A 23,701-nucleotide genomic window follows, 5' to 3' on the forward strand; every position below is an offset into this window, starting at 1 on the left:
GAGGTTACGACGCCGGCTCCTCGGCTTCCTCGGTGGCGTCCGCGGCGTCCACCTCGCCGTCCGGCTCAGAGGCCTCGGGCGCGGGCTCCAGGCCCTCGTCCTCGGCAGGCGCCTCGCCCTCCTCGACGGGCGCCTCCTCCTCGTCAAACTCGCCCTCTTCGCCCTCTTCGTCGGCGAGCACCTCCGCCTCCTGGTCGCCGTAGAGCTCCTCGGCGCGGGTGACGATGTCGACGACGTCGTCCCAGGTCTTGTCGGGATCCGAGAGGTCCGTAATCTCCTCATCGGAGAGCGGCTCAAGGATCGCGACCGCCGCGGTCGTGAAGCGCGACAGCGCCTGGTGCTTGGGCAGGCCGCAGAACGGCGAGCCCGGCAGCGCCTCGTTCGGGCAGCGACGGCCACGGACGGAGATCGCCTGGCAGCGGCCGCCGACCTCCTCGGCCGCGCCCTCGTAGTCGTCGTCCGACTGCGTCGCGTTCTGCGCGAAGTCGGTCTCGGACTTGATGTCGATCCGCCAGCCGGTCAGGCGAGCGGCCAGACGCGCGTTCTGACCCTCGCGGCCGATGGCCAGCGAGAGCTGGTCGTCGGGCACGATGACCGTCGCCTGCTTGGACTCGTCGTCGACGAGCACCTCGCGGACACGGGCGGGGCTGAGCGCCTTGGCGACGAACCGGGCCGGCTCGTCGTTGTAAGGGATGATGTCGATCTTCTCGCCGCGCAGCTCGGAGACGACCATGCGCACGCGGGAGCCGCGCGGGCCGACGCAGGCGCCGACCGGGTCGACGCCGTCGGCGTGCGAGACCACCGCGATCTTGGAGCGGTAGCCGGGCTCGCGGGCGACGTTGGCGATCTCCACCAGGCCGTCGGCGATCTCGGGGACCTCGAGCTCGAAGAGCTTCTTGATCAGCTCGCCGTCGCGGCGCGAGACGATGATCGAGGGGCCCTTCGTGGAGGGCGAGACCTCCTTGATGACCGCCTTGACGCGCTGGCCGTGGTCGTAGCGCTCACCGTCGACCTGCTCGCCCTTGGGCAGCAGCGCCTCGACGCGATCGCGGAGCTGGACCAGCGTGTAGCGGGAGTCGGACTGCTGGACGATGCCGGTGATCAGCTCGCCCACACGGTCGCGGAACTCCTCGAACATCATGTCGCGCTCGGCCTCGCGGATCCGCTGCAGGATGACCTGCTTGGCGGTCTGCGCGGCGATGCGGCCGAAGTCCTCGGGGGTGTCGTCGATCTCCTCGATGCGGTCCCGGTACTGCTCGAACTTCGCCGGGTCGATCTCGGGATCCTGCGGCTCGACCTTGTCGCCCGTCTCGGGGTCGATGTAGGACTCCTCAGCGATCGTCTCACCGATCAGCTCCGCTTCCAAGTCCTTCGGAATGCGGTAGCGGATGACGACGAAGTCACCGGTCTCGGAGTCGACCTCGACGCGCGCGTAGCGGGCAGCGCCGGGCAGCTTCTTGTAGGCCGAGAGGAGCGCGTCCTCGAGCGCGGCCATGAGCTTCTCTGGGGAGATGCCCTTCTCGCGCGCAAGCGCGGTCATGGCTTCCAGGATGTCGCGGGACATGAGGCTCCTGCTCCTAGGACTCGACGAGGTTGGATCGGGAGATGTCGCTGTACGGGATCGTGACCACGCCGGTGCCGGCGGCGACCGTGATCTCCGTCTCGGAAGCTCCCACGAGCTCGCCGGTGAACGACTTGTGGCCATCGACCTCTTCGCGCGTGCGGACGCGAGCGCGATGGCCGATGAACCGCCGGAAGTGCTCCGGCTTGCTGAGCGGACGCTCGGGACCCGGTGAGGAGACGGTCAACCCGTACTCCTCCAACAACTCCGGCAGCGCGTTGGTTACGCGCTCGCAGAGGTCGAGCGTGACGCCCTCGGGGTGGTCGATGTAGAGCTCGATCTGCTCGCCTTGCAGCTCGGCGGCGAGAACCTCGACGTCCGGCTCGCGTTCAGCGAGCCTCGCCTCGATTTCGTCCTGGATCGTGCTCATGTCAACCCTCCCCTCTCAAATGAAAGAGCGGGCTCACGCCCGCTCCCTGTACATCACCGGGGGGCATGCCCCCGACACGGAAGTTGTCCAGCGAGAATAGCAGCATGGAGCGCTCTTCGAAGGACGCCGTCGCCGCCGTGACGGCGTTCTTGCACCACTCTGACGTGCCGTTTCGCGACGTGGCTGACGGCGAGTGGGGACTGATGGTCGACGGCTGCGAGATCGGCCTGCGGCTGCACTCTGGGTTCCTGCGCGCGCAGTGCTGGGCCGCGCCCGCCGGCGTCCATGATGCTCATGCGTTGTTGCACGCCAACCGCTTGGGCGAGCTCGCACGGTATGCGCACTCGGCGGCGGGTGATGTTCATGTCCATGCAGAGATCCCGGAGGCGGCGGTGGGTGATCGGGCGGCGCTGGATCGGTTGTTGGGTGCGGTCGTGGAAGCGCGGGCGCGGTTGGGGGCGTGAGGGTTTGCGGTGCCGCGGGCGTTAGGGGTTTGGCGGCGAAGGGCGTGAGGCTGTTGGGGCGTGGCGACCGCTGGAGGTGTGGATCGTCGTGGTCGGCGTCGCCACTGCCGGGGATTAACAGCGCACCAAGACATCAATCCGGGCCTCAAGGGGCGTCCGTCGGCCTCGGGGTTTGAGGGTTCGGGCCCGAAGGACGCGCATTTGGGGATCCGGGTCGATTTAGCGTCGTATATCGACGCTAACTCGACCCGGACCTCGGTCTCGCGGTGCGGGTCGCTCCGAGCTGGCATATGCAGCTCTCAGCGACCCGGATCTCCGAAACCCTGATCCCTCGAACCCCGACGGCCGAGGGACCGCCGTAGAGGCCGAGTCTGATGTCTTGATGCGCTTTTCCGCCCCGGCAATGGCGGCACCACAAGCGACGATCCACACCCCACGCGGTCGCCACGCCCCAACAGCCTCACGCCCTTCGGTGCCGACAAACCCCGCCCCGCAGCACGACCAGCGCCCCGCACTGGGCGCCACCCACACAGGCAGCGCCGGCGCGCCTACGCCACCTTGCGCCGCGCCTGATCTCGGTACTTCGCGTAATCGGCCCGCTGCGGTTGCAGCGTCGCCGCCAGCGTCAGCGGCTTCAGCGCTTCCGCGTCCTTCCCCAGCTGCTGCAGCGACCGACCCAAGCAGAACAACGCGTAGTCATTCGTCGGCGCGTGCTCGACGACGGCCTCGAACTCCGCCGCCGCCTCGGAGTACCGCTGGGCAAGGAACAGCGCCCGGCCGTAGGCCTCGCGGACGGAGTCCTTGTCGGGTGCCAGCTCGGCGGCGCGGCTCAGCGGCACGGTCGCCGCGTGGTGGTCGCCGGCTTCGAGGAGTTGGGTGCCCTGCTGGAACAGCTCGTAGGCGCCTGGCTCGTCCATGGCGCTCAATTGTATGACCGGCGGCGGCGCGGTCTCAACGCCTCGCGCAGCTCGGCGAACCTTGGCGGCAGCGCCCAGAGCGCGCGGATCCGGCCGCCGAGGCCGAGGCCTGCGGCGAGCTCGCGACGCAGCGCTCGGCGCTGGGCGGGCGTCGGCGCGGCGGTCGGATCGGACCCGTAGCGGGCGATCCGCAGCGCCTTCACGTACCCGAGCGCGCCCTCGCTTCCGGCGAGCATCCGCTCGACACGAGCCAGCGTCAGGTCGTTGGCGGGCGCCCGGCCGGACCGGCGCAGCGCGAGCTGGAGCTCGGCGACGTCGGGGTCGCCCGTCGCCACCAACCGCCGGCGCCGCCGCCACGCCAGAAGCCACCCGCCGAGCGCCAGGACCAGGACGCCCGCGCCAGCGACGTACCAGCCCGCTCCGCTCTCCCCCTTCGTCTCAGCGGCCTCGGCCGTCCCGCCCGCGGTCGGGTCAGACGTGCGGTCGCTCGGCGTCGCGCTCTTGCCCTGGGCGGTCGGCGTCGCGGCCTTGATCGACAGCGTGTCGGTCTGCTGCCCGCGCGCCGGCGAGTCGCCCGGCGTCGGGTCGAACGTCACCCAGCCGATGTTGGGGAAGTAGACCTCGACCCAGGAGTGCGCGTCCAGATCGCGGACGATGTGCTCGCTGCCGTCGCGGGAGCCCGGCGAAAACCCGGCGACCACGCGCGCCGGGACGCCGCCCATCCGCAGCAGCAGCGCCGTCGCGCCCGCGAAGTGCTGGCAGTAGCCGGCGTGGTCGCGAAACAGGAACGCGTCGAGCGGCGTGAGGTTCCCCGGCGACGGCGGCGTCTCGGTGTAGCGCGCTCCGCGCTGAACGCGCGCGATGACCTGGCGCACGTAGTCATAGGGGTCGGTCGAGGCGCCCTTGATCTGCTGGGCCAGCGTCCACTCGCGCGCGTACGGCGAGCTCGCCATCACGGCGTCGACGTCGTAGTTCTGAAAGCCGAAGCGACCCTGCGCGGTCGAGGCGGCGTCGCTGCCCCACGGCGAGACGTGCACCTCGACCGGTCCGGGCGCCGACCCGAACTGGCTCTGCAGCCGCAGCGACAGCCCGCGCGGCGCGAAATAGGGGTAGTCGGTCCCGGCCGCCTTCATCTCGATCTCGGTCGGCGTCGGGTAGTAGATGAGCGCGTCGTAGCCGTCGCCGCGGCGCAGCGGCTTGGCCGACGCCTCGAAGGTCCCCGGTGTGGCCTCGCGGACCTTCTTGGAGGAGTGGTTGACGAACGCCGCCGTCCCCGCGGTCAGGAACTGGGTGCTCTTCAGCCCCTTGATGTCGACGTGGATCGTCTGCGTCCACCCGCGGTGGCGGAAGGAGTACTCGGTGTCCTCGCTCTCGACCGGCGTGTCCTTGGACTGCACCCACTCGCGGCCGTCGAAGTCCTCCAGGTTGGCGGTCTTGTAGTACAGGTCGCCCCGGCCCTTGATCCGCGCCAGCTCCTGGCCGTCGCGCGCCCAATCAAGCGGCGAGTAGCTGTGGTTCCAGGTGAAGGTGGTGGTCTTGCCGCCCTGGAGTGACTCGGCCAGCGCCTCGTAGTCGACCCACGGCTTGGGCGAGTCGAGGTGCGGCGCCAGAATCGCTGAGGCGAGCACCGCCGCGATCGCCAGCCCGCCCGCGACCGGCGCCTCCTTGCCGGTCAGTCGCTCGCCCCACAGCAGCGCCGCCAGCAGCAGCGCGAAGACCGCGCCGCCGAAGTACGGGTGGTCGGGCCGGTGCTCGACGATCGCCGTCACGTACATGATGGTCAACGTGAACGCGGCGCCGAACGTCCACGGCCGCGGCGCGAGCGCGAAGACCGCCGAGCAGAGCAGCAGCAGCCCGCCGCCGGCGAGCAGGACGATCCGCACCCACTCGTTGGAGCCGCGATAGGGCATCCGCAGCGACGGCAGCGTGCCGATCCCGTTGGCGGCGTCGACGACCAGCGTGTCCCAGTGGTCCGGGCGCAGATACCAACTCGCCATGCCGGCGACCAACAGCATCAAGAACAGCGCGACGAGCAGCACGCCGGTAATTGCCGCCCGTCGCGTCCAGCGCGCGGGCAGCTCGATCGCCCGGGCGACGGCCACCCCGGCGACCATCGCCACCAAGAACATCAAAAAGAGCTTGCCGCCCTCCCCCGGCCGGACGATCCCGGCCCACTGCACCGCGCAGAACAGCGCGAGCGCGCCGACCGACACGAGCCGCAGCGTCCACGGTGTGACCTTCACGCCACCCTCCGGCCGCGCGGCGCTCGGGGCCGGGATCGCGGTCACGCCGCCGCCCCCGTCGTCCCCGCGCCCGCCGCCGGCTCGGCGCGCCGCGCCTCGGACAGCTCGTAGCCAATGCACTCGGCGACGGTGAAGGCCGCGCGGCGGTTGGGGATCGGGCCCGGGACGACGAGCACGCGGCCGCCGCCGGGCGCGTGAGCCAGCGCGCGCGGCGGGCGCGTCAGGCGCCGCGCCGCGACGTAGACGATCGGCCCGCGCCGAGCGGCCAACCCGGTCAGCGGCGGCGGCGCGCTCGCGTCGACCAGCGCCAAGCGCGCGTGTACGTGCGGCCAGGCGATGAGCCCCGGGTCCAGCGCGACCGGGCGCCGGTCGCCGGGGATCAGCAGCGCGCAGCCGCCGGCGTTGGCCAAGTGCACCGCCAGCGAGGCGGCGGCGCGCACCGACGCGTCGAGGTCCTCCTCGCTGATCGGCGCGCGAGGGTCGAGCACCACCAGCGGGCGCGTGTCGCTGTCGGCGCGCAGCCGGCGCTCCAGCAGCTCGCCGCTGCGCTTGGCCACCGACGGCCAGTAGATCCGCGACGCCGGCGTGCCCTCGCGCGCCTGGCGCAGCCCGTCCAGCTCGACCTCCGCGGCCACCGACGTGCGGCGTCCGAGCGTCAGCGCCCCCGACCCGTCCGAACCGCCCCCGGGCGCCATCACCGGCTCGATCCGCGGCAGGATCAGGACCTCGTCGGCCGCAATCGCTGGGCCGCGTGCGATCCGCACCATCAACCCGAAGGGGTCGCGCACCGCGACGCGCGGCGGCGTCAGCACCTTGCGCCCGCGGCGGGCGAAGCGCACGTCGATCCGCACGCGCGTCGACCGCCGCCCGGTCGCCAGCGGCGCCGGCTTGGGCAGTAGCTGGTCGATCACGCCGCCGGTCGGCAGCGGCCGCGGCGACGACACCAAGATCTCGACCGGGACCGCCTGCTCTTCCATCGCGCGCGTCACGCCGACCGTCCGCGTCGCGCGCACGCCGCGCGAGCCGGCGAGAACCCACAGCGCCGCGCCGACGGCCAGCACGATGAACGCCGCACCTGCGACGTACAGCGGCTCGGCGTCGAGCAGGCCCGCGCAGATCAGGAGCACCGCGCCCAGCGCGGCGGTGCGCAGCAGCGGGCGGGCGGTCTCCTCCACGCGCGCCGTCCGCCTCTACATCGCCGGCGTGGCGGCCAGCGCGTCGGCGACGATCTGGTCGGGCGTGGCCTCCAGCGCCTCGGGCGCGAGCACGATCCGGTGTGCGAGCACCGTGCGCGCCAGCGCCTGGACGTCGTCGGGCAGCGCGTGATCGCGGCCTTCCAACAGCGCCCGCGCCTTGGCGGCGCGCAGCAGCATCAGCCCCGCGCGCGGCGAGGCGCCCAGCTCCGTGCGCGAGTCCTCACGCGTGCGCTGGAGCAAGGCCACGATGTAGGACCGGAGCCGATCGCTGACGACGATCCGCTGCGTGATCTCAATGGCATCAAGAACGTCGGCCGCCGACGCGACCGCCTCCATCCGCTCGACGCGATCGCCCGCCTCGTGCGCGCGCAGCATGGAGACCTCGGCCGCGGGCGTCGGATAGCCGAGCGTCAGCCGCGCCATGAAGCGGTCGACCTGCGCCTCGGGCAGCGGGTAGGTGCCCTCGAACTCCACCGGGTTCTGGGTAGCCAACACGAGGAACGGCCGGGCCAGCTCGTGCGAGTGGACATCGACCGTGACGCGCCGCTCCTGCATGCACTCCAACAACCCCGACTGGGTCTTGGGCGACGCGCGGTTGATCTCGTCGACGAGCACGACGTTGGCGAAGATCGGCCCGGGCCGGAACTCGAAGCGGTCCTCGCGCTGGTTGAAGACGTTGGTGCCGACGACGTCGGCGGGCAGAAGGTCGGCCGTGCACTGCACGCGCTGAAACGCGAGGTCGGTGACGCGCGCGATCGCGCGGGCCAGCGTCGTTTTGCCGACGCCCGGCAGGTCCTCGATCAGCACGTGGCCCTCGGCCAGGATGCAGACCAGGAGGTTCTCCAAGGTGTCGTCCTTGACCTCGACCGCGTCCTGGACCGCTGCCGCGATCCGGCGCGCGAGCAGCCCGGCGCGCGCGACCTCGCTGCCGTCGAGGCCCTGGCCTTCGGTGCTCACGACACGTCCTCCGGCACCGGCGACCGCAACCGGTCGACCGTCGCGAGGATCGCCCGTGCGACCTCAGCCTTCGTCCCGCGCGGGACGGCGTCGTCGCCGGCGGCGGTGACGATCGTCACCTCGTTGTCCGTCGCATCGAACCCGATGCCCGGCTGGCTGACGTCGTTGACCACCACCGCATCCAACCCCTTCCGCTGCAACTTGTCGCGGCCGTACTCCAGCGCTTGGGCGCCATGTTCGGCGGCGAAGCCGACCAGCGTCTGCTCCGGACGGCGCGAGGCGGCCAGCCCGGACAGCACGTCCTCGGTCTTCTCCAACACCAATGACAACTCGTCGCGATCGGTCTTCTTCAGCTTGCCCTCGTGCGCCGTGGCTGGCCGGAAGTCGGCGACCGCGGCTGACATCACGAGTACGTCGCAGGACGCGAACGCGCTCACGCAGGCGTCACGGAGCTCGGCCGCTGTCTCGACGTCGACGTAGGTCACGCCCGGATGCCGCGGCAGCGCGACGTTGGCCGCGATCACCGTGACCTCGGCGCCGAGCGCCGCGGCCTCCTCGGCGACCGCGAAGCCCATCCGCCCAGACGAGCGGTTGCCGACGTAGCGGACCGCGTCGATCGGCTCGCGCGTCCCGCCCGCGGTGACGAGCACCCGCAACCCGTCCCACGGGCGCGCGCCGGTCGGGACCGCGGCCTCGAAGGCGGCGAAGAGATCCGCGACGTCCGCCAGCCGACCCGTCCCCCACTCGTTCTTGGTCGCCAGCGCGCCGGTCGTCGGCTCGATCACCGTGACGCCCCGCGAGCGCAACAACGACAGGTTGGCCTGCGTCGCCGGGTGCTCCCACATGTGGTTGTTCATCGCGGGCGCGACGAGCACCGGGCAGGTCGCGGCCAGCGCCGCCGACGTGAGCAGGTTGTCGGCCAGCCCGTGTGCGAGCTTGGCGATCGTGTTGGCCGACGCCGGGGCGATCAGGTAGGCGTCGGCGTTGCGGACGAGCTCCAGGTGTGAGGCCGGATCGTGCGACGGCGGCTCCTGGTCGGGGAACGCACCGCGTGCGGGATCGCGTTCGAACTCGCCGACGAGCACTGGCGCACCGGTCAGCGCCGCGAGGCTCGCGGCGCCGACGAAGCGCTGGGCGGTCGGGGTCTGGATCGCTCGGACGGCGTGCCCGGCCTTGGTGGCCAGGCGCACGACCTCGAGCGCCTTGTAAGCGGCGATGCCCCCGCTGACCCCGAGCAGGAGACGCGCCACGACCGTGTCCTAGCGGTACTGGTACTTGATCTTGCCCGCGGCGACTTCTTCGAGCGCGATCGTCAGGTAGTTCTTGGAGACGGTCTCCACCATCGGGGGCGGAAACTCGTCGAACGTCCCCTCACCCAAGTTGTGGTAGTACGAGTTGATCTGACGCGCGCGCTTGGCGGCGACGAGAACGGACGCGTAGTTGGAGTCGACGTGGTCGAGCAACTTGTCGATGCGAGGGCTGATCACGCGCTAGATGGTACCGCGCACGATGGCCTCCAGCGCATCGGCTGCGTCGTGGAGGCGATCGTTGACCACGACGTGCTCGAACTCGTCGGCGGCGGCGAGCTCGTCCTCGGCCACTTTGAGGCGTCGCTCGATCTGCTCGGGGTCGTCCGTGCCGCGCCCGATCAGGCGCTCGCGGAGAGCGTCGTCAGACGGCGGACGGATGAAGATCTGGGTGGCGTCGGGCAGCGTCTCGCGGACCTGGCGCGCGCCCTGGACCTCGATCTCCAGCACGACGGGATGGCCGCCGGAGGTGTGGCGATCGAGCTCCTCGCGCAGCGTGCCGTAGCGACGCCCGCTGTACTCGGCCCACTCGACGAAGTCGCCGTCAGCGACGCGCCGGGCGAACTCCTCGTCGGAGATGAAGTGGTAGTCCTCGCCCTGGGTCTCCCCTGGACGAGGCCGGCGCGTCGTCGCCGACACGCTCATCGCGAGCTCGGGCAGCCGCTCGCGCAGCAGGCGGATGAGCGTGCCCTTGCCGACCCCCGAGGGGCCGGTGATGACAAACACGCCCGGCATGGCGAAAGAGCTCGCGCGCGGGGCGCGGTTACTTGCTGCGGAGCATGCCGACGAGCTCGGCACGCTGACGGTCCGAGAGGCCGCCGATGGTCTTGGACGGCGAGATCCGGCAGGTCTGAAGGATCTTGTTGGCCTTCACGCGCCCGTACTTGGGCACCGCCAAGAGCATGTCGAAGACCTTCGCGGTCTCGAGGAACTCGGGCGGTTCGAGCAGAAGTTGGTGGATCGACACTCGACCGGCCTTCAAATCGCGCTTCAGCTGCGCGCGACGGGTGCGGATGACGTTCGCCTTTTGGAGGGCGTCCATCCGCTGATTGAGGCTGCGTTCGGGTGCCGCCGTGTGCTTGGTGGGCGAGTTGGCGGCCGGCGACATCGGGGCGCCGATACTACACGGCCGAGACCCTCCGGCAAGGCGCGAACGATCAATTCGGCTGGACCTCGACCTGAGGTCGACCCTTCATGAGGGTGGTCGATGGTGGAAACCCGTTTTGCAGGCACTTTGCGGGGCCTAGAGGGGGTCGAGGGCATGGGTGTCAACGCCCATCACCCGGTGTTTGCGGCATTCCGTCCGAACGGGTGTGCAATGCGGACATAGCCCGGCCTGGCGGTCCGTACGTCCTTGTTCAAACAGGCCCATCGCTCACAGCCAAGTGGCAGGTTCGAGCCTGCGTAGGAGCCTTACACCGAGAGGCGCCGCGCGAGCTCGCGCTGGACCCGCGCCGGCCACCGCGGGCCGCCGTAGACGAACGCGGTGTAGGCCTGGACCAACGTCGCCCCCGCGGCCAGCCGCGCGGCCACGTCGGCGCTGTCGGCGACGCCCCCGACCGAGACCAGCACGAGGTCCTCCCCCACGCGCTCGCGCAGCCGACGCAGGACCGCCAGCGAACGGTCGGCGACCGGCGCGCCCGATATCCCGCCGGCGCCCAGCGCCTCCACCTCGGCCGGCGGCGTGCGCAGGCCCTCGCGCGAGATGGTGGTGTTGGTCGCGATCAGGCCGTCGAGGCCGATGCGAACCGCGAAGTCAGCAACCGCGTCGACGTCCTCGTCGGCCAGGTCGGGCGCGATCTTCACGAGCAGCGGGACCCCCGGCGCGGCCTCGCGCACGGCGGCGACGATCGGCTCCAGCTGCTCGACCGCCTGCAGGTCGCGCAGGCCCGGGGTGTTCGGAGACGACACGTTGATGACGAGGTAGTCGGCGTGGGGCGCGAGCAGCGTGGCGCTCTCGCGGTAGTCGGCCACGGTGTCCTCGGCGACCTTCGTCTTGCCGATGTTCACGCCGACGACCACGCCGGGATCGCGCTGGCGCGCCAGCCGCGCGGCCGCCGCCACCGCGCCGGCGTTGTTGAAGCCCATGCGGTTGAGCAGCGCGCCGTCGGCCGGCAGCCGGAACAGCCGTGGCCGCGGGTTGCCCTCCTGCGGCTTCGCGGTGATCGTCCCGATCTCCACGAAGCCGAACCCGAGCGCGGCCAGCGCGTCGACGTGCGAGGCCTCCTTGTCGAACCCGGCGGCGAGCCCGAGCGGCGACGGGAAGTCGAGTCCCATCGCCCGCACGCGCAGCGCCGGGTCAGACGGGAGCGACGCCGCTCGAACTCGCGACCGCACCCACCGCGGCCGCAGCCCGATCGCCATCGCCCGCGTCCCGAGCCGGTGCGCGGTCTCGGCGTCCATGCGCCGCAGGACGACGGCGAAGAGCAGCCGCCAGATCAGGAGGCGCCCGCCTTGGCGCCGTGGGTGTGCAGCTCCTGGAGCGAGATCACCTCGGCCGGGCCCGACGTCCCCGAGGCGATCGCGCGCGCCGCACTGAGGCCGGCGGAGAGCGTCGTCAGGCACGGGATGCCCGCGGCCACCGCCGCGCGCCGGATCTCCCAGCCGTCGGTGCGCGCGCCCGAGCCGGTCGGCGTGTTGACCACCAGGTTGACGTCGCCGCGCTCGATCCAGTCGACCACGTTGTCGGGACCCTCGGAGACCTTGGGGATGGCCGTGGCCGGCACGCCCCAGCGCTGGATCGCCTCAGCGGTGCCGCGCGTGGCGACGATCCGGAAGCCAAGGTCGTGCAGCAGCTGCGCGACCGCGACCGCGCCCGGCTTGTCGGCGTCGGTGACCGTGATGAACACCGTGCCCTCCGACGGCAACGACGCGCCTGCTGCGGCCTGGGCCTTGGCGAACGCGGACGGGAAGTCGCGCGCGACGCCCATGACCTCGCCGGTCGAGCGCATCTCCGGGCCGAGCACGGCGTCGGAGCCCTCGAAGCGGTCGAACGGCAGCACGGCCTCCTTTACCGAGACGTGCTCCAGCGGCGCGTCCTCCGGCGGCAGCGCGAGCTCGCCGAGCTTCTCGCCGAGCATCAGGCGGCAGGCCATCTTGGCCAGCGGCACGCCGATCGCCTTGGAGACGAACGGCACCGTCCGCGACGCGCGCGGGTTGGCCTCGATCACGTACAGCTCGCCGGCGTGGACCGCGTACTGCACGTTGCACAGCCCGATCACGCCGAGCCCCTTGGCGATCCCGCGCGTGGCGGCGCGGATCTGCTCCAGCATGTCCGGCCCGAGCGAGTGCGGCGGCAGCACGCAGGCCGAGTCGCCGGAGTGGATCCCGGCCTCCTCGACGTGCTGCATGATCCCGCCGACCCAGACGTCGGTGCCGTCGCAGAGCGCGTCGACGTCGACCTCGATCGCGTTCTCCAGGAAGCGGTCGAGGAAGATGTCGCGCCCGTCGCGCGCGTGGCGCGTCAGGTAGTCGGCGAGGCCGTCGCGCGAGTAGACGATCTCCATCGCGCGGCCGCCGAGCACGTAGGACGGGCGGACGAGCAGCGGCCAACCGACCTGGTCGCCGGCGTCCAGCGCGCCCTCGATCGTCTGCGCGGTGGCGTACGGCGGCGCCTTGTAACCCAGGCGCTCCAGCAGCTCGCCGAAGCGGCCGCGGTCCTCGGCGAGGTCGATCGAGTCGACGCTCGTCCCGAGGATCTTCACGCCGGCCTCTTGCAGCCCGTGCGCGAGGCGCAGCGGCGTCTGGCCGCCGAACTGGACGATCACGCCCTCCGGCTTCTCGACCTCCATGACGCCGAGCACGTCCTCGAGCGTCAGCGGCTCGAAGTACAGGCGGTCGGAGGTGTCGTAGTCGGTGGAGACGGTCTCAGGGTTGCAGTTGACCATCACCGCGTCGCGGCCCGAGTCGCGGACGGTCATCGCGGCGTGCACGCAGCAGTAGTCGAACTCGATGCCCTGGCCGATGCGGTTGGGACCGGCGCCGAGGATCACGACCGACGCGTTGTCACCGCGCTTGACCTCGTGCTCGGCGCGTCGCTCCCAGCCGGAGTAGAAGTAGGGCGTCTCGGCGGCGAACTCGGCCGCGCAGGTGTCGACGGCCTTGAACGAGCGCTCGCCTTCGAACGGCCCCTCGGGGTCGAGCGCGACGGCTTGCAGCTCGCGCAGGTACCAGGGGTCGATCGAGGTGGCCTTGTGGATGTCCTCGATCGTCGCGCCCTTGCGGAACGCCTCCATCAGCACGTCGTAGCGGTCAGACGCAGGGCGCTCGAGCATCGTCAGCAGGTCGGGGACCTCCAACGCATCCAACTTGGGCACCGAGTCCAGCTCACGCGAGCGCATGGCCTTCATGAACGCCTGGCCGAACGTGCGGCCGATCGCCATCGCCTCGCCGACCGACTTCATGTGCGTGGACAACTCCGCGTTGGCCCCGCTGAACTTCTCAAACGCGAAGCGCGGCCACTTGACCACCACGTAGTCGATCGTCGGCTCGAAGGAGGCCGGCGTGACCTTGGTGATGTCGTTGGGGATCTCCTCCAACGAGTAGCCAACGGCCAGGCGCGCGGCGATCTTGGCGATCGGGAAGCCGGTGGCTTTCGACGCCAGCGCGGAGGACCGCGACACGCGCGGGTTCATCTCGATGACGAGGATCTCCTCGGTCGTCGGGTTGACCGCGAACTGCACGTTGGAGCCGCCGGTCTCGACGCCGACCGCGCGGATGCAGGCCATGGCCTGGTCGCGCAGCTTGTTGTACAAGCGGTCGGTGAGCGTCTGCTGCGGGGCGACGGTGACCGAGTCGCCCGTGTGCACGCCCATCGGGTCGATGTTCTCGATCGAGCAGACGATGACGACGTTGTCGTTGTGGTCGCGCATGACCTCCAACTCGAACTCGCCCCAGCCGAGCACCGACTGGTCGACGAGGACCTGGCCGATCGGCGACGCCTGCAGGCCGCGCGTCACGATCTTGCGGAACTCGTCCTCGGTGCGGGCGATGCCGCCGCCGCGGCCGCCGAGCGTGAACGCCGGGCGGACGATCGCGGGCAGGCCGACGGCCGCCAGCGCGGCGTCGATCTTGGACGGGTCGTCGACGATCGTGTTGGCCGGCATCGCCAGGCCGGCCTTGGCCATCGCAACCTGGAACAGCTCGCGGTCTTCGGCGGTGTTGATCGCGTCGTAGTTGGCGCCGATCAGCTCGACGCCGTACTTCTCCAGCGTGCCGTCCTCGCTCAGCGCCTTGGCCAGGTTCAGCGCGGTCTGGCCGCCGAGCGTTGGCAGCAGCGCGTCGGGGCGCTCCTTGGCGATGACCTGCGCGACCGGGCCGGGCAGCAGCGGCTCGACGTAGGTCGCGTCGGCGAACTCCGGGTCGGTCATGATCGTCGCCGGGTTGGAGTTGACCAGGACGATCTCGTAGCCCTCCTCGCGCAGGACCTTGCACGCCTGCACGCCGGAGTAGTCGAACTCCGCGGCCTGGCCGATGACGATTGGGCCCGAGCCGAGGATCAGGATCTTGTGGATGTCATTACGGCGTGGCATCAGGCGGGGCTCCCGCTGCGGACGGCGTCGAGGAAGCGATCGAACTGGTAGAGGGCGTCGTTGGGGCCGGGGCCGGCCTCCGGGTGGTACTGGACCGTCGCGGTGTTGTGCTCCAACAACTCAAGGCCTTCGACCGTGCGGTCGTAGAGGTTGACGTGGGTCAGCGCCGCCTCGCCGAAGTCGGTCTGCCAGCGCACGGGCTCGTCGGCCTCGACGCGGCCGCCGCCGTCCGGGGCCTTCACCGCGAACCCGTGGTTCTGCGCGGTGATCTCGATCTTGCCGGTCCGCAGGTCCTTGACCGGGTGGTTGCCGCCGCGGTGGCCGAAGGGCAACTTGTAGGTCTCCAGGCCCACGGCCTGGCAGAGGAGCTGATGGCCGAGGCAGATGCCCCAGACCGGGCGCTTGCCGACGAGGTCGCGGACGGTGTCGACGACGTAGCCCAACGCGGCCGGGTCGCCGGGCCCGTTGGCCAGGAAGAACGCGTCGGCGTCGGTGGCCAGCAGCGTCTCGCTGGTGACCGTGCAGGGATGCAGCGTGACCTCCGCCCCGCGCTCGACCAGGTTGCGCACGATCGAGGACTTGATGCCGGTGTCGATGGCGTGGATCTTGGTCGTCCCGCCCCAACCCACCGTGTGGGCTTCCTTGGGCGTGACGACCTTCGCGAAGTCGGCGCCGATCATCGACGGCTCGTCGGCGATGAGGCGACGGGCCTCGTCCTCGGAGATGTCCCCCACGAACACCCCACCCCGCATCGCGCCGGCGTCGCGGATGTGGCGGACCAGCGCGCGCGTGTCGACGCCGGTGATCGCCGGGATGCCGCAGTCGATCAGCCAGTCCAGCCAGCCGCCCTCGGCCTCGGGCGCGTCCTCGCGGTTGACCGCCTCGCGCATGATCGCGGCGCGCGCCCACACGCGCTCGGACTCCATCGCGTTGGCCGAGACGCCGTAGTTGCCGATGTGCGGGTAGGTGAAGGTGATGAGCTGGCCCGCGAACGACGGGTCGGTCATCGACTCCTGGTAGCCGGACATGCCGGTGGTGAAGACGACCTCACCGACGGCGTGGCCTTCGGCGCCGACCGAGACGCCGTCGAAGCGCTTGCCGTCTTCAAGCAAGACATAGGCATTGGGTTGACTGAAGCTCACAGGATCACCTTCTGGACGGCCTTGAACTCGGGGGTGCCGGCGCGCTCGCAGAGCTCGAGCAGCGCCGCCTCAACGGTGGTCAGAACGGCGCCCGCGCGGTCCAGCCGCTGCAGGCCGACTTCACGGTCGTTCGCGTGGCGGGAGCCGGTCGCGTCGGTGACGACCTGGACGGAGACGCCGCGGTCGAGCAGGTCCAACACGGTCTGCGCGACGCAGACGTGCGCCTCGATGCCGCAGACCAGCACTTGATTGCGTCCGGCGAGGTTGAAGCCGTCGGCGCGGACGGCGGAGAAGACCGACTTCTCGACCACCGTGACGCCGTCGCCCTCCTCTGGCAGCCCGACCTCGGGCGCGGTGTGCTGGAGCCCCTTCGGGTACTGCTCGGTGGCGATCACCGGAACGCCGAGGATCGTCGCGCCCTCGACCATCCGCCCGGCGGCCGCGGCCACCTCGGCGAACGTGTCGTAGGAGCGGAAGCCGTCCTGGACGTCGACGACGACCAGCGCGGTGCTGCGGCGGTCGAAGAACCGCGTCGAATTGCCGTTGCTCATCGGACCACTTCCAGTTGGCGGGCGCGGAACGCGATCGCGCCCGCGGCGACGGTCAGCAGGACCTTGCCGTTCAGCGTGCGGCTGTCGAAGCAGCAGTTCGCGCTGCGCGACTCGTAGCCGCCGTCGCCGACGACCCACTCGCGGTCGAGGTCCAACAGCGTCAGGTTCGCGGGCGCGCCGGGCTCGATCTTCGGCGTCGGCAGGTCGAACAGCGCGGCGCCGTCGGAGAGCCGCTGCACGAGCAGCTCCAGCGTCAGGACCCCGGGCTTGACCAAGTACGTGTAGATGGAGGCAAACGACGTCTCCAGGCCGGTGGTCCCCATCGGCGCCTGCTCGAACGGGACCTCCTTCTCGTCGCGCGCGTGCGGGGCGTGGTCGGTGGCGATGCAGTCGATCACGCCGGACTTCAGGCCCTCGATCAGCGCCTGGCGGTCCTGCTCGGTGCGCAGCGGCGGGTTCATCTTGCAGCGCGTGTCGAGGCTTCGCACCGCCTCGTCGGTGAGGCAGAGGTGATGCGGCGAGGCCTCGCCGGTGATTCGCACGCCCCGCTGCTTGGCGTCGCTCAGCGCCTTGATCGACTCGTGGGCGCTCAAGTGCTGGATGTGGATCGCGCCGCCCTCGTACTCGGCGATGAGCGCGTCGCGCGCGACCATCACGGCCTCGGAGATCGACGGGATCCCGGTGATGCCGAGCTGGGCCGAGACGTCGCCCTCGTGCATCGCGCCCTTGCCGCTGAGCGTTGGGTCCTCCTCGTGGAGCGCGATCACGCCGCCGCAGAGGCGCTGGTACTGCAGGGCCTTGCGGAGCATCCCGGCGCTCACCACCGGCTTGCCGTCGTCGGTGAAGCCGGCGGCGCCCTCCTCGCGCAGGGCAGCCATCTCGGTCAGCTCGGTGCCGGCCATGCCGCGCGTGACGCAGGGGACGAAACCGACCGGGATCCGGGCGTCGCGCGCGGCGGCGTCGCGGACCGAGCGCAGCAGCGGCGCGGAGTCCAGCGTCGGATCGGTGTTCGGCATCGCCAGCACGGCGCAGAACCCGCCGGCCGCGGCGGAGCGCGTGCCGGTCTCGAGGTCCTCCTTGTGCTCCTGGCCGGGCGTGCGCAGGTGGACGTGCGGGTCGACGAACGCCGGGAAGAGGTGGCGGCCTTGGGCCTCCAGGACCTCCGCGCCCTCTGGTGCGCTGAGGGTTCCGGCGGCGCCGATCTCCGCGATCTCGCCTTGGCGGACGAGGACGTCCCGCTGCTCGTCCAGGCCCGTGCGCGGGTCCAGGACGTGCGCCTCGCGGATCAAGATGTCCGCCTTAGGGGCGCTGGTGTTGTGCACCAACAAGGGCGCGGGCATCAGGCGGGTACCCCTTCTCTGGTGGGCGCTTCCGTGGGCACGTGCGCGAGGACCTCGTAGAGGACGGCCATTCGGACGACGACGCCCGCGGCGACCTGGGCGGTGATGACCGCTTGCGGCGAGTCCACCACCTCGGCGCTCAGCTCGACGCCGCGGTTGACCGGGCCCGGGTGCATGAGGATCTGCTTGGGCGACAGGCGGCGGCCGTTGATCTGGTACCAGGCCGCGTACTCGCGGATCGACGGGATCCAGGACTCGTCCATGCGCTCGTTCTGCATCCGCAGCGCGTAGACGACGTCGGCCTGACCGAGGTCGTCGAGCGTGTAGCGGACCTCGCAGCCCATGGTCTCGATGCCGCGCGGGATCAGCGTCGGCGGCCCGGCGAGCGTGACCTTGGCCCCCATCTTCTGGAAGGCCATGATGTCGCTGCGGGCGACGCGGGAGTGCAGGACGTCGCCGACGATCCAGACGTTGAGGCCGTCGAGCGCGCCGAGGCGGGTCCGGAGCGTGTGGACGTCCAGCAGCGCCTGCGTCGGGTGCTCGTGCTTGCCGTCGCCGGCGTTGACGATCGCGGCGGGCGTCCAGCGGGAGACGAGCTCGGCGGCGCCGGCCCAGGGCGTGCGGATGACGATCGCGTCGGGCTTGTGGGCGCCGAGGGTCAAGATGGTGTCCTTGAGGGACTCGCCCTTCTCGACGCTGGAGCCGCTCGCGCTGAAGTTCACCACGTCGGCGGAGAGCCGCTTGGCCGCCAGCTCGAAGGAGCTGCGCGTGCGGGTCGAGGCCTCGTAGAAGAGGTTGAGGACGGTGCGGCCCCGGAGCGCCGGGACCTTCTTGATCTCGCGGTCGGCGACCTCGGCGAACGACGCGGCGCGATCGCAGATGCGCTCGATGTCCTCGCGCGTGAGGTCCTCCACGGAAAGCATGTGCTTCATGTTGTTAGGCCACCACCCCGGTGTTCTCGGCGATCCGGACCTCGTCGACGCGGTCCAGCTCCTCGACGTGCACGTTGACCCGCTCGCTGCGCGACGTCGGCAGGTTCTTGCCGACGTAGTCCGGGCGGATCGGCAGCTCGCGGTGGCCGCGGTCGGCGAGCACGGCGAGCTGGACCTTCGCGGGCCGCCCGTAGGAGAACAGCGCCTCGATCGCGCTGCGGACGGTGCGGCCGGTGTAGAGCACGTCGTCGATCAGGACGATCGTGCGGCCGTCGAGGTCGAAGTCGACGTGCGAGGAGTGCACGGTCGGCTGCTCAGCGCGCCGGCCGACGTCGTCGCGGTAGAACGCGATGTCGATCTCGCCGATCGGGACCTCGCGTTCGAGGAGATCGGTCAGCAGCGCGTGGATGCGGCGGGCGAGGATCGCGCCGCGGCGGTGGATGCCGACGATCGCGAGATCCTCTGGCGCGTCGTTGCGCTCAACGATCTCGTGGGCGATTCGCACCAGCGTGCGACGCATGTCGTCCTCGTCGAGGACGACCTTCTCATGCTCCATCTTGGGTTCCGTCCTTCCTGGCCTCACAGGACCGGGTTAAAGGGGCGGGCGTTATGCACCCAAACCTAGCAGCGGCGTCGGCGTAGAGTCGGCCGCATGAGCGTGGACGACTTCAAGGCCCGGGCCCGTGCGATGTGGGCTTTGGGTGACTTCCCTCGCGTGGCGCGCGAGACGATCGCCGATGTGGGCCCCACACTGGTCGCCTCCGCGGGCGTGCGGACAGGCGCGAAGGTGCTCGACGTGGCCGCCGGCTCGGGCGCGACGTCGATCCCAGCAGCGCTGGCGGGCGGCGACGTGATCGCGTCTGACCTGACGCCGGAGCTACTGGAAGCCGGGCGCCACGCGGCGATCGCGGCGGGCGTCGCGGTGCAGTGGACGGAGGCCGACGCCGAGGCGCTGCCGTTCGACGATGCGTCGTTCGACGTGGTGCTGTCGTCGTTCGGGGCGATGTTCGCGCCGCGCCACCAGGTGGTCGCCGACGAGCTGCTGCGCGTCGCCCGGCCGGGCGGGACGATCGGGATGGCGAACTGGACGCCCGGAGGGTGGGTCGGGCAGTTCTTCCTGGTGATGGTGCCGTTCATGCCGCCGCTACCTGAGGGCGCGCTGCCGCCGGTGCTGTGGGGCTCTGAGGAGCACGTGCGGACGCTGTTCGGTGACGGCGTCTCCGAACTGACGTTCACCCGGCGAGTGCAACCCGTCACCCACTTCCCCTCACCCCAGGCGCTCGTCGACTACTACAAGTCGAACTTCGGCCCGACGATCATCGCCTATAACTCGGTCGCCGACGACCCGGGACGGACCGCCGAGCTGGACCTGAAGTTGTTGGACTTCGCCGAGCGCTCGCGCGGCGACGACGGCTGGGAGTTCGAGTACCTGGAGGTCATTGCCCGGAGGGCGTCGTGAGCGCCGCGGAGCCGCTGTACCGCGCGCTGCTGGCAGCGTGGAACGCCGACGACGCCGAGGCCTTCGCGGCGCCGTTCTCCGAGGACGGGGCCGTGGTCGGCTTCGACGGCTCGGAGATGCGCGGACGTGCGGAGATCGCCGCGGCGCTCGGGCAGGTCTTCGCCGACCACGCGACCGGGTCCTACGTCGGCATCGTCCGCTCCGAGCAGTCGCTGGCCGAGGACGTCGTGCTGCTGCGCGCGGTCTCTGGCGTGGTGCCCGCGGGCGAGCAGGACATCAACCCGTCGCTCAACGCTGTGCAGTCGCTGGTGGCGACCCGGCGCGAGGGACGCTGGGAAGTCGACCTGTACCACAACACCCCGGCGGCCTGGCACGGCCGGCCGGACGACCAGGTGGCGCTCAGCGAGGAGCTGCGGGGCCAGCTGCCGCTGGATCGGGACTGACCGGCGGCGCGTGACGCTTGGGGTCCCAGCGATGCAGCTCCGGGGGACCCTTCTCGGGGAAGGGGATCTCGATCGTGTCGAAGTCGCGCGGGACCTCGGTGTTGGGGAAGGACGCGCGGGCCTCGTCGCGGATCTCGCCGCCGGCGTAGCGGGTGGAGACGTGAGTGAGGGCGAGCAGCTTGACGTTGGCCTCTGCGGCGAGCTCGGCGGCCTGGCGGGCGGTCGAGTGGCCGGTCTCGCGCGCGCGGTCGACCTCTTCTGAGGTGAACGTCGCCTCGTGGACGAGGACGTCGGCGTGGTCGGCGGCGACGCGCACCATGTCGCAGGGTGCGGTGTCGCCGCTGAAGACGAGCTTGCGGCCCAGGCGGGTCTCGCCCATGACCTGCTCGGGCGTGACGCCGTTGACGGTCTCGCCGCGCTGGAGGCGGCCGAAGTCCGGGCCGGGCGTGACGCCGAGCTTGGCGGCGAGGGTCGCGTCGAAGCGGCCGGGTCGGTCGGGCTCGATCAGCGCGTACCCGTAGGCCTCGCCGCGGTGGCGCACGCGCAGCGCGTGGACCTCGTAGCCGGGCAGGTCGACGATCGCGTCGGGCTCCAGGTCGGTGACCGTCAGGCGGTACTTCGTGCGACCGATCATGGTGCGCTTGAGGTCGTCCATGAGGCGTTGCGTGCCAGGCGGGCCGAAGACGGTGAGCGGCGCGGTGCGGTCCCGGAGGTCGAAGGACTTCAACATGGCCGGGAGGCCGAGCCAGTGGTCGAGGTGCAAGTGCGTGAGGAAGACCTCGGTCACGTCGGGCAGGCCGAGCGTGCGCATCAGCTGGCGCTGGGTGCCCTCGCCGCAGTCGATGAGGATCTTGTCGCCGCCGCGGCGAACCAGCGCCGCGGGCAGGCCGCGGCGGGCGGTGGGCACGGAGCCGGCGGTGCCGGCGAAGAAGATCGAGAGGTCCGTCATGCGTGGCGCGATTGGAGGCTATCGGCGCAGGTAGGGTGCCGCGCATGCTCAAGGACTTCCGGCAGTTCCTCCTGCGCGGCAACCTGGTGGACCTGGCGATTGCGGTCGTCATCGGCGCGGCCTTCGGCGCGGTGGTCACGGCGCTGGTGTCGGACCTGGTCACGCCGCTCATCGCCGCGATCGGTGGCAAGCCCGACTTCGGCGACCTCGCCTTCACCATCAACTCGTCGAAGTTCGCCTACGGCCATTTCCTCAACGCGGTGATCTCGTTCGTGATCATCGCCGCGGTCGTCTTCTTCTTCGTGGTCAAGCCGGTCAACGCGTTGATGGAGCGCTTCCAGACCGAGAAGGCCGTCGATGAGCCGACGCGCGAGTGCCCGGCGTGCCTCAGCCAGATCCCGAACGCGGCGCGGCGGTGCGCGTTCTGCACCGAGGAGGTCGGGCCGGCGCCGGCAGGCGCGGTGGCTTAGGCGGCTTCTGTGGGCAAGCGCTCGCGAAATCTTTCGCGAGCGCTTGCTAACCATCGGTCAATAGCGGTGTACGTGTGGTCATGAGACTTCGCACGCTCTTGACCATCGGCCTCTTCGCGACGCTCGGCTTCGCGGTCTGGGCCCGCCGCGGTGACCTCGCCGCGTTCGATTGGACGACCGATCCCGGCACGCTGATCGCCGCTGCCGCGCTGCTCGCGGTGCCCGGGCTGGTGCAGGCCGGGACGTTCGTGGTGGCGTTGCGGCGCGTGGGCGCCGCGGCGCCGTTGCGCGAGGCGCTGCGGATGTGGTCGCGGTCGTGGCTGCTGCGTTACGAGCCCTCGGGCGCGGTCGGGTTCGCCTATCGGGTAGGCGCGCGGGAGAAGGTCGGCGCGACCACGCCGCAGGTCCTGACCGCCACCGCCTACGAGCAGTTGGCTGCCGTCGTGGGCGGTGCGCTGGCCGCGCCGATCGGCTTCGCCGTCGCGGGCCTGACGCCGCCGTGGTACGCCCTTGGCTCCGCGCTGCTCGCGGTGCTCCTCGTCGCTGCCCTGCGCCCTTCTTGGCTCGGCGGCTGGATCCGCCGCCGCCTGCTGGCGCGCGGCGTGGAGGCCAGCGCGCCCCTGCGTGGTCGCGAGGTGATGATGTTGGTCGCCGTCCACGCACTGGGCTGGATCGCGACCGCTGCTGGGTTGTCGCTGCTCGCGCCGAGCGGCGCCGCAACCGGCCTGCTGCTCGGCGCCGCCGCCTTGTCCTGGCTCGCTGGCGTGCTGGTGCCGATCGCGCCCGGCGGACTCGGCGTCCGCGACGCGACGCTGGCGATGACGCTCACGGCGCCCCTCGGCGCCGCGGCGGCGACGGCCTTCGCGCTGACCCTGCGCGTGATCGGCTTCGCGGGCGAGCTGTTGGCGGCGGCGGTCGCGGAAGCGGCGCTCGCGGCACGTCCCGCGCGCGTCACCTCACCGAGGCCCGCTACGTCGGTCGGCCTCGCCACGGCGTCGCTGCCCACGCTGTCGCCGAGCCCCGCCACGCCGCCGCTCGCTGACGCCGCGGCGCCCGACCCTTCGAGCGACGTCGTCATCGTCGTCCCGACCTTCAACGAGGCCGAGGCTCTGCCGCTCTTCGTCGAGCGCTTCGCGGCGACCGGCATGGAGCTGCTGATCGTGGACGACAACTCGCCGGACGGCACCGGCGCCATCGCCGACGCGCTCGCGGCCGAGCGCCCGTGGATGCACGTGCTGCACCGGACCGCCAAGGACGGCCTCGGCGCCGCGTACCGCGCCGGGTTCTCATGGTGTTTGGGTCGCGGCTACCGCGCGGTCGGCCAGATGGACTGCGACCTGTCGCATCCGCCCGAGAAGCTCGCCGAGATGCTGGAGGTCTTGGACGGCCGCGGCGCCGACCTCGTGATCGGCAACCGCTACCTGCCGGGCGGGAGCACCGCGTCGTGGAGCCGCTCACGCCGCATGCTCTCCCGCGTCGGCTGCACGTTGAGCAAGGCCTTGCTCGGCCTCCCCTACGACGACCTCTCCGGCGGCTTCAAGCTCTGGCGCGCCTCCTGCCTGCGCGACCTCGACCTCGACGCGACCCTCGCCGCCGGCTACGCCTTCCAGATCGAGACGACCCAGCTCGCGCATCTGCTTGGCAAGCGCATCGAGGAGATCCCCTTCGAGTTCGAAGAGCGCGTCGCAGGTGAGTCCAAGATGTCGCTGGCGATCTCGTTGGAGGGCATCGGCGTCTGCCTGAAGTTGCGCGGACGACGCCGCGCGCTCGGCCTTTAGGTCACCGCGTCGACCACGACATCGACCACGA

Annotated in this window: 23 protein-coding genes; 5 read left to right on the forward strand and 18 right to left on the reverse strand. The window is 71.1% G+C overall.

The window, feature by feature from the left end; all coding sequences use genetic code 11:
- Nucleotides 1-4: 4 nt before the first annotated feature.
- The gene (nusA, locus tag ACT01A_RS01910) at nt 5-1,564 is read right to left on the reverse strand and encodes a transcription termination factor NusA (protein ID WP_445150552.1); all 1,560 of its coding nucleotides are present in this window, start codon (nt 1,562-1,564) and stop codon (nt 5-7) included.
- Between the two features lie 13 nt (nt 1,565-1,577).
- Nucleotides 1,578-1,991: a ribosome maturation factor RimP gene (rimP, locus tag ACT01A_RS01915; protein ID WP_445150553.1), complete on the reverse strand. Its 414-nt coding sequence runs from the start codon at nt 1,989-1,991 to the stop codon at nt 1,578-1,580.
- Between the two features lie 104 nt (nt 1,992-2,095).
- Here rimP and ACT01A_RS01920 point away from each other — a divergent pair, with 104 nt between their 5' ends.
- On the forward strand, nt 2,096-2,455 hold the full coding sequence (locus ACT01A_RS01920; protein WP_445150554.1) for a hypothetical protein: 360 nt from the start codon (nt 2,096-2,098) through the stop codon (nt 2,453-2,455).
- Between the two features lie 548 nt (nt 2,456-3,003).
- On the opposite strand, the gene ACT01A_RS01925 is transcribed toward ACT01A_RS01920, so the two are convergent.
- The 15 genes from ACT01A_RS01925 to pyrR all read right to left on the reverse strand — a co-directional run bounded on the left by ACT01A_RS01925 (nt 3,004) and on the right by pyrR (nt 19,127).
- Nucleotides 3,004-3,372: a tetratricopeptide repeat protein gene (locus ACT01A_RS01925; RefSeq protein ID WP_445150555.1), complete on the reverse strand. Its 369-nt coding sequence runs from the start codon at nt 3,370-3,372 to the stop codon at nt 3,004-3,006.
- Nucleotides 3,373-3,377: 5 nt separating this feature from the next.
- The gene (locus tag ACT01A_RS01930; RefSeq protein WP_445150556.1) at nt 3,378-5,660 is read right to left on the reverse strand and encodes a transglutaminase-like domain-containing protein; all 2,283 of its coding nucleotides are present in this window, start codon (nt 5,658-5,660) and stop codon (nt 3,378-3,380) included.
- The gene (locus ACT01A_RS01935) at nt 5,657-6,790 is read right to left on the reverse strand and encodes a hypothetical protein (RefSeq protein ID WP_445150557.1); all 1,134 of its coding nucleotides are present in this window, start codon (nt 6,788-6,790) and stop codon (nt 5,657-5,659) included. The genes ACT01A_RS01930 and ACT01A_RS01935 overlap by 4 nt, the downstream gene beginning before the upstream one ends.
- A 15-nt stretch (nt 6,791-6,805) precedes the next feature.
- Entirely contained in the window at nt 6,806-7,768 is a 963-nt protein-coding gene (locus ACT01A_RS01940; RefSeq protein ID WP_445150558.1) for an AAA family ATPase, read from the reverse strand.
- On the reverse strand, nt 7,765-9,018 hold the full coding sequence (coaBC, locus tag ACT01A_RS01945; RefSeq protein WP_445150559.1) for a bifunctional phosphopantothenoylcysteine decarboxylase/phosphopantothenate--cysteine ligase CoaBC: 1,254 nt from the start codon (nt 9,016-9,018) through the stop codon (nt 7,765-7,767). The genes ACT01A_RS01940 and coaBC overlap by 4 nt, the downstream gene beginning before the upstream one ends.
- Nucleotides 9,019-9,027: 9 nt before the next feature.
- Nucleotides 9,028-9,255, reverse strand: a complete 228-nt coding sequence (rpoZ, locus tag ACT01A_RS01950; RefSeq protein WP_324903965.1) for a DNA-directed RNA polymerase subunit omega — start codon at nt 9,253-9,255, stop codon at nt 9,028-9,030.
- 3 nt (nt 9,256-9,258) lie between these two features.
- Nucleotides 9,259-9,810 carry a guanylate kinase gene (gene gmk, locus ACT01A_RS01955; RefSeq protein ID WP_445150560.1) on the reverse strand — a complete coding sequence of 184 codons (552 nt, stop codon included), beginning with the start codon at nt 9,808-9,810 and terminating at the stop codon, nt 9,259-9,261.
- 28 nt (nt 9,811-9,838) lie between these two features.
- Nucleotides 9,839-10,183, reverse strand: a complete 345-nt coding sequence (gene mihF, locus ACT01A_RS01960; protein WP_445150561.1) for an integration host factor, actinobacterial type — start codon at nt 10,181-10,183, stop codon at nt 9,839-9,841.
- Nucleotides 10,184-10,488: 305 nt separating this feature from the next.
- On the reverse strand, nt 10,489-11,514 hold the full coding sequence (locus ACT01A_RS01965; protein ID WP_445152785.1) for a quinone-dependent dihydroorotate dehydrogenase: 1,026 nt from the start codon (nt 11,512-11,514) through the stop codon (nt 10,489-10,491).
- Nucleotides 11,514-14,606, reverse strand: coding sequence for a carbamoyl-phosphate synthase large subunit (gene carB, locus ACT01A_RS01970; RefSeq protein WP_445150562.1), 3,093 nt, complete (start codon nt 14,604-14,606; stop codon nt 11,514-11,516). The genes ACT01A_RS01965 and carB overlap by 1 nt, the downstream gene beginning before the upstream one ends.
- Complete coding sequence (gene carA / locus ACT01A_RS01975) at nt 14,606-15,748, reverse strand: glutamine-hydrolyzing carbamoyl-phosphate synthase small subunit (protein WP_445150563.1); 1,143 nt, start codon at nt 15,746-15,748, stop codon at nt 14,606-14,608. Before carA ends, carB begins: the two co-directional genes overlap by 1 nt.
- Nucleotides 15,745-16,299 carry an isochorismatase family protein gene (locus ACT01A_RS01980; RefSeq protein WP_445150564.1) on the reverse strand — a complete coding sequence of 185 codons (555 nt, stop codon included), beginning with the start codon at nt 16,297-16,299 and terminating at the stop codon, nt 15,745-15,747. Before ACT01A_RS01980 ends, carA begins: the two co-directional genes overlap by 4 nt.
- Nucleotides 16,296-17,639: a dihydroorotase gene (locus tag ACT01A_RS01985; protein WP_445150565.1), complete on the reverse strand. Its 1,344-nt coding sequence runs from the start codon at nt 17,637-17,639 to the stop codon at nt 16,296-16,298. Before ACT01A_RS01985 ends, ACT01A_RS01980 begins: the two co-directional genes overlap by 4 nt.
- On the reverse strand, nt 17,639-18,571 hold the full coding sequence (locus ACT01A_RS01990) for an aspartate carbamoyltransferase catalytic subunit (protein ID WP_445150566.1): 933 nt from the start codon (nt 18,569-18,571) through the stop codon (nt 17,639-17,641). Before ACT01A_RS01990 ends, ACT01A_RS01985 begins: the two co-directional genes overlap by 1 nt.
- Nucleotides 18,572-18,575: 4 nt before the next feature.
- On the reverse strand, nt 18,576-19,127 hold the full coding sequence (pyrR, locus tag ACT01A_RS01995; protein ID WP_445150567.1) for a bifunctional pyr operon transcriptional regulator/uracil phosphoribosyltransferase PyrR: 552 nt from the start codon (nt 19,125-19,127) through the stop codon (nt 18,576-18,578).
- 96 nt (nt 19,128-19,223) lie between these two features.
- Between pyrR and ACT01A_RS02000 the strand changes: the two genes are divergently transcribed.
- Together ACT01A_RS02000 and ACT01A_RS02005 are read left to right on the forward strand one after the other, a co-directional pair.
- Nucleotides 19,224-20,030 (forward strand): class I SAM-dependent methyltransferase, encoded by an 807-nt coding sequence (locus ACT01A_RS02000; protein ID WP_445150568.1) that lies wholly within the window; start codon nt 19,224-19,226, stop codon nt 20,028-20,030.
- Nucleotides 20,027-20,473, forward strand: coding sequence for an SgcJ/EcaC family oxidoreductase (locus ACT01A_RS02005; RefSeq protein ID WP_445150569.1), 447 nt, complete (start codon nt 20,027-20,029; stop codon nt 20,471-20,473). The genes ACT01A_RS02000 and ACT01A_RS02005 overlap by 4 nt, the downstream gene beginning before the upstream one ends.
- Here the strand turns inward: ACT01A_RS02005 and rnz are convergent.
- Nucleotides 20,430-21,422, reverse strand: coding sequence for a ribonuclease Z (rnz, locus tag ACT01A_RS02010; RefSeq protein WP_445150570.1), 993 nt, complete (start codon nt 21,420-21,422; stop codon nt 20,430-20,432). The two genes, ACT01A_RS02005 and rnz, sit on opposite strands and share 44 nt — an antisense overlap.
- Before the next feature lie 44 nt (nt 21,423-21,466).
- Between rnz and mscL the strand changes: the two genes are divergently transcribed.
- Entirely contained in the window at nt 21,467-21,892 is a 426-nt protein-coding gene (gene mscL / locus ACT01A_RS02015) for a large conductance mechanosensitive channel protein MscL (RefSeq protein WP_445150571.1), read from the forward strand.
- Between the two features lie 80 nt (nt 21,893-21,972).
- The gene (locus tag ACT01A_RS02020; protein WP_445150572.1) at nt 21,973-23,670 is read left to right on the forward strand and encodes a polyprenol monophosphomannose synthase; all 1,698 of its coding nucleotides are present in this window, start codon (nt 21,973-21,975) and stop codon (nt 23,668-23,670) included.
- Nucleotides 23,671-23,701 lie beyond the last annotated feature (31 nt).

This window comes from Baekduia sp. Peel2402 (assembly GCF_052567285.1).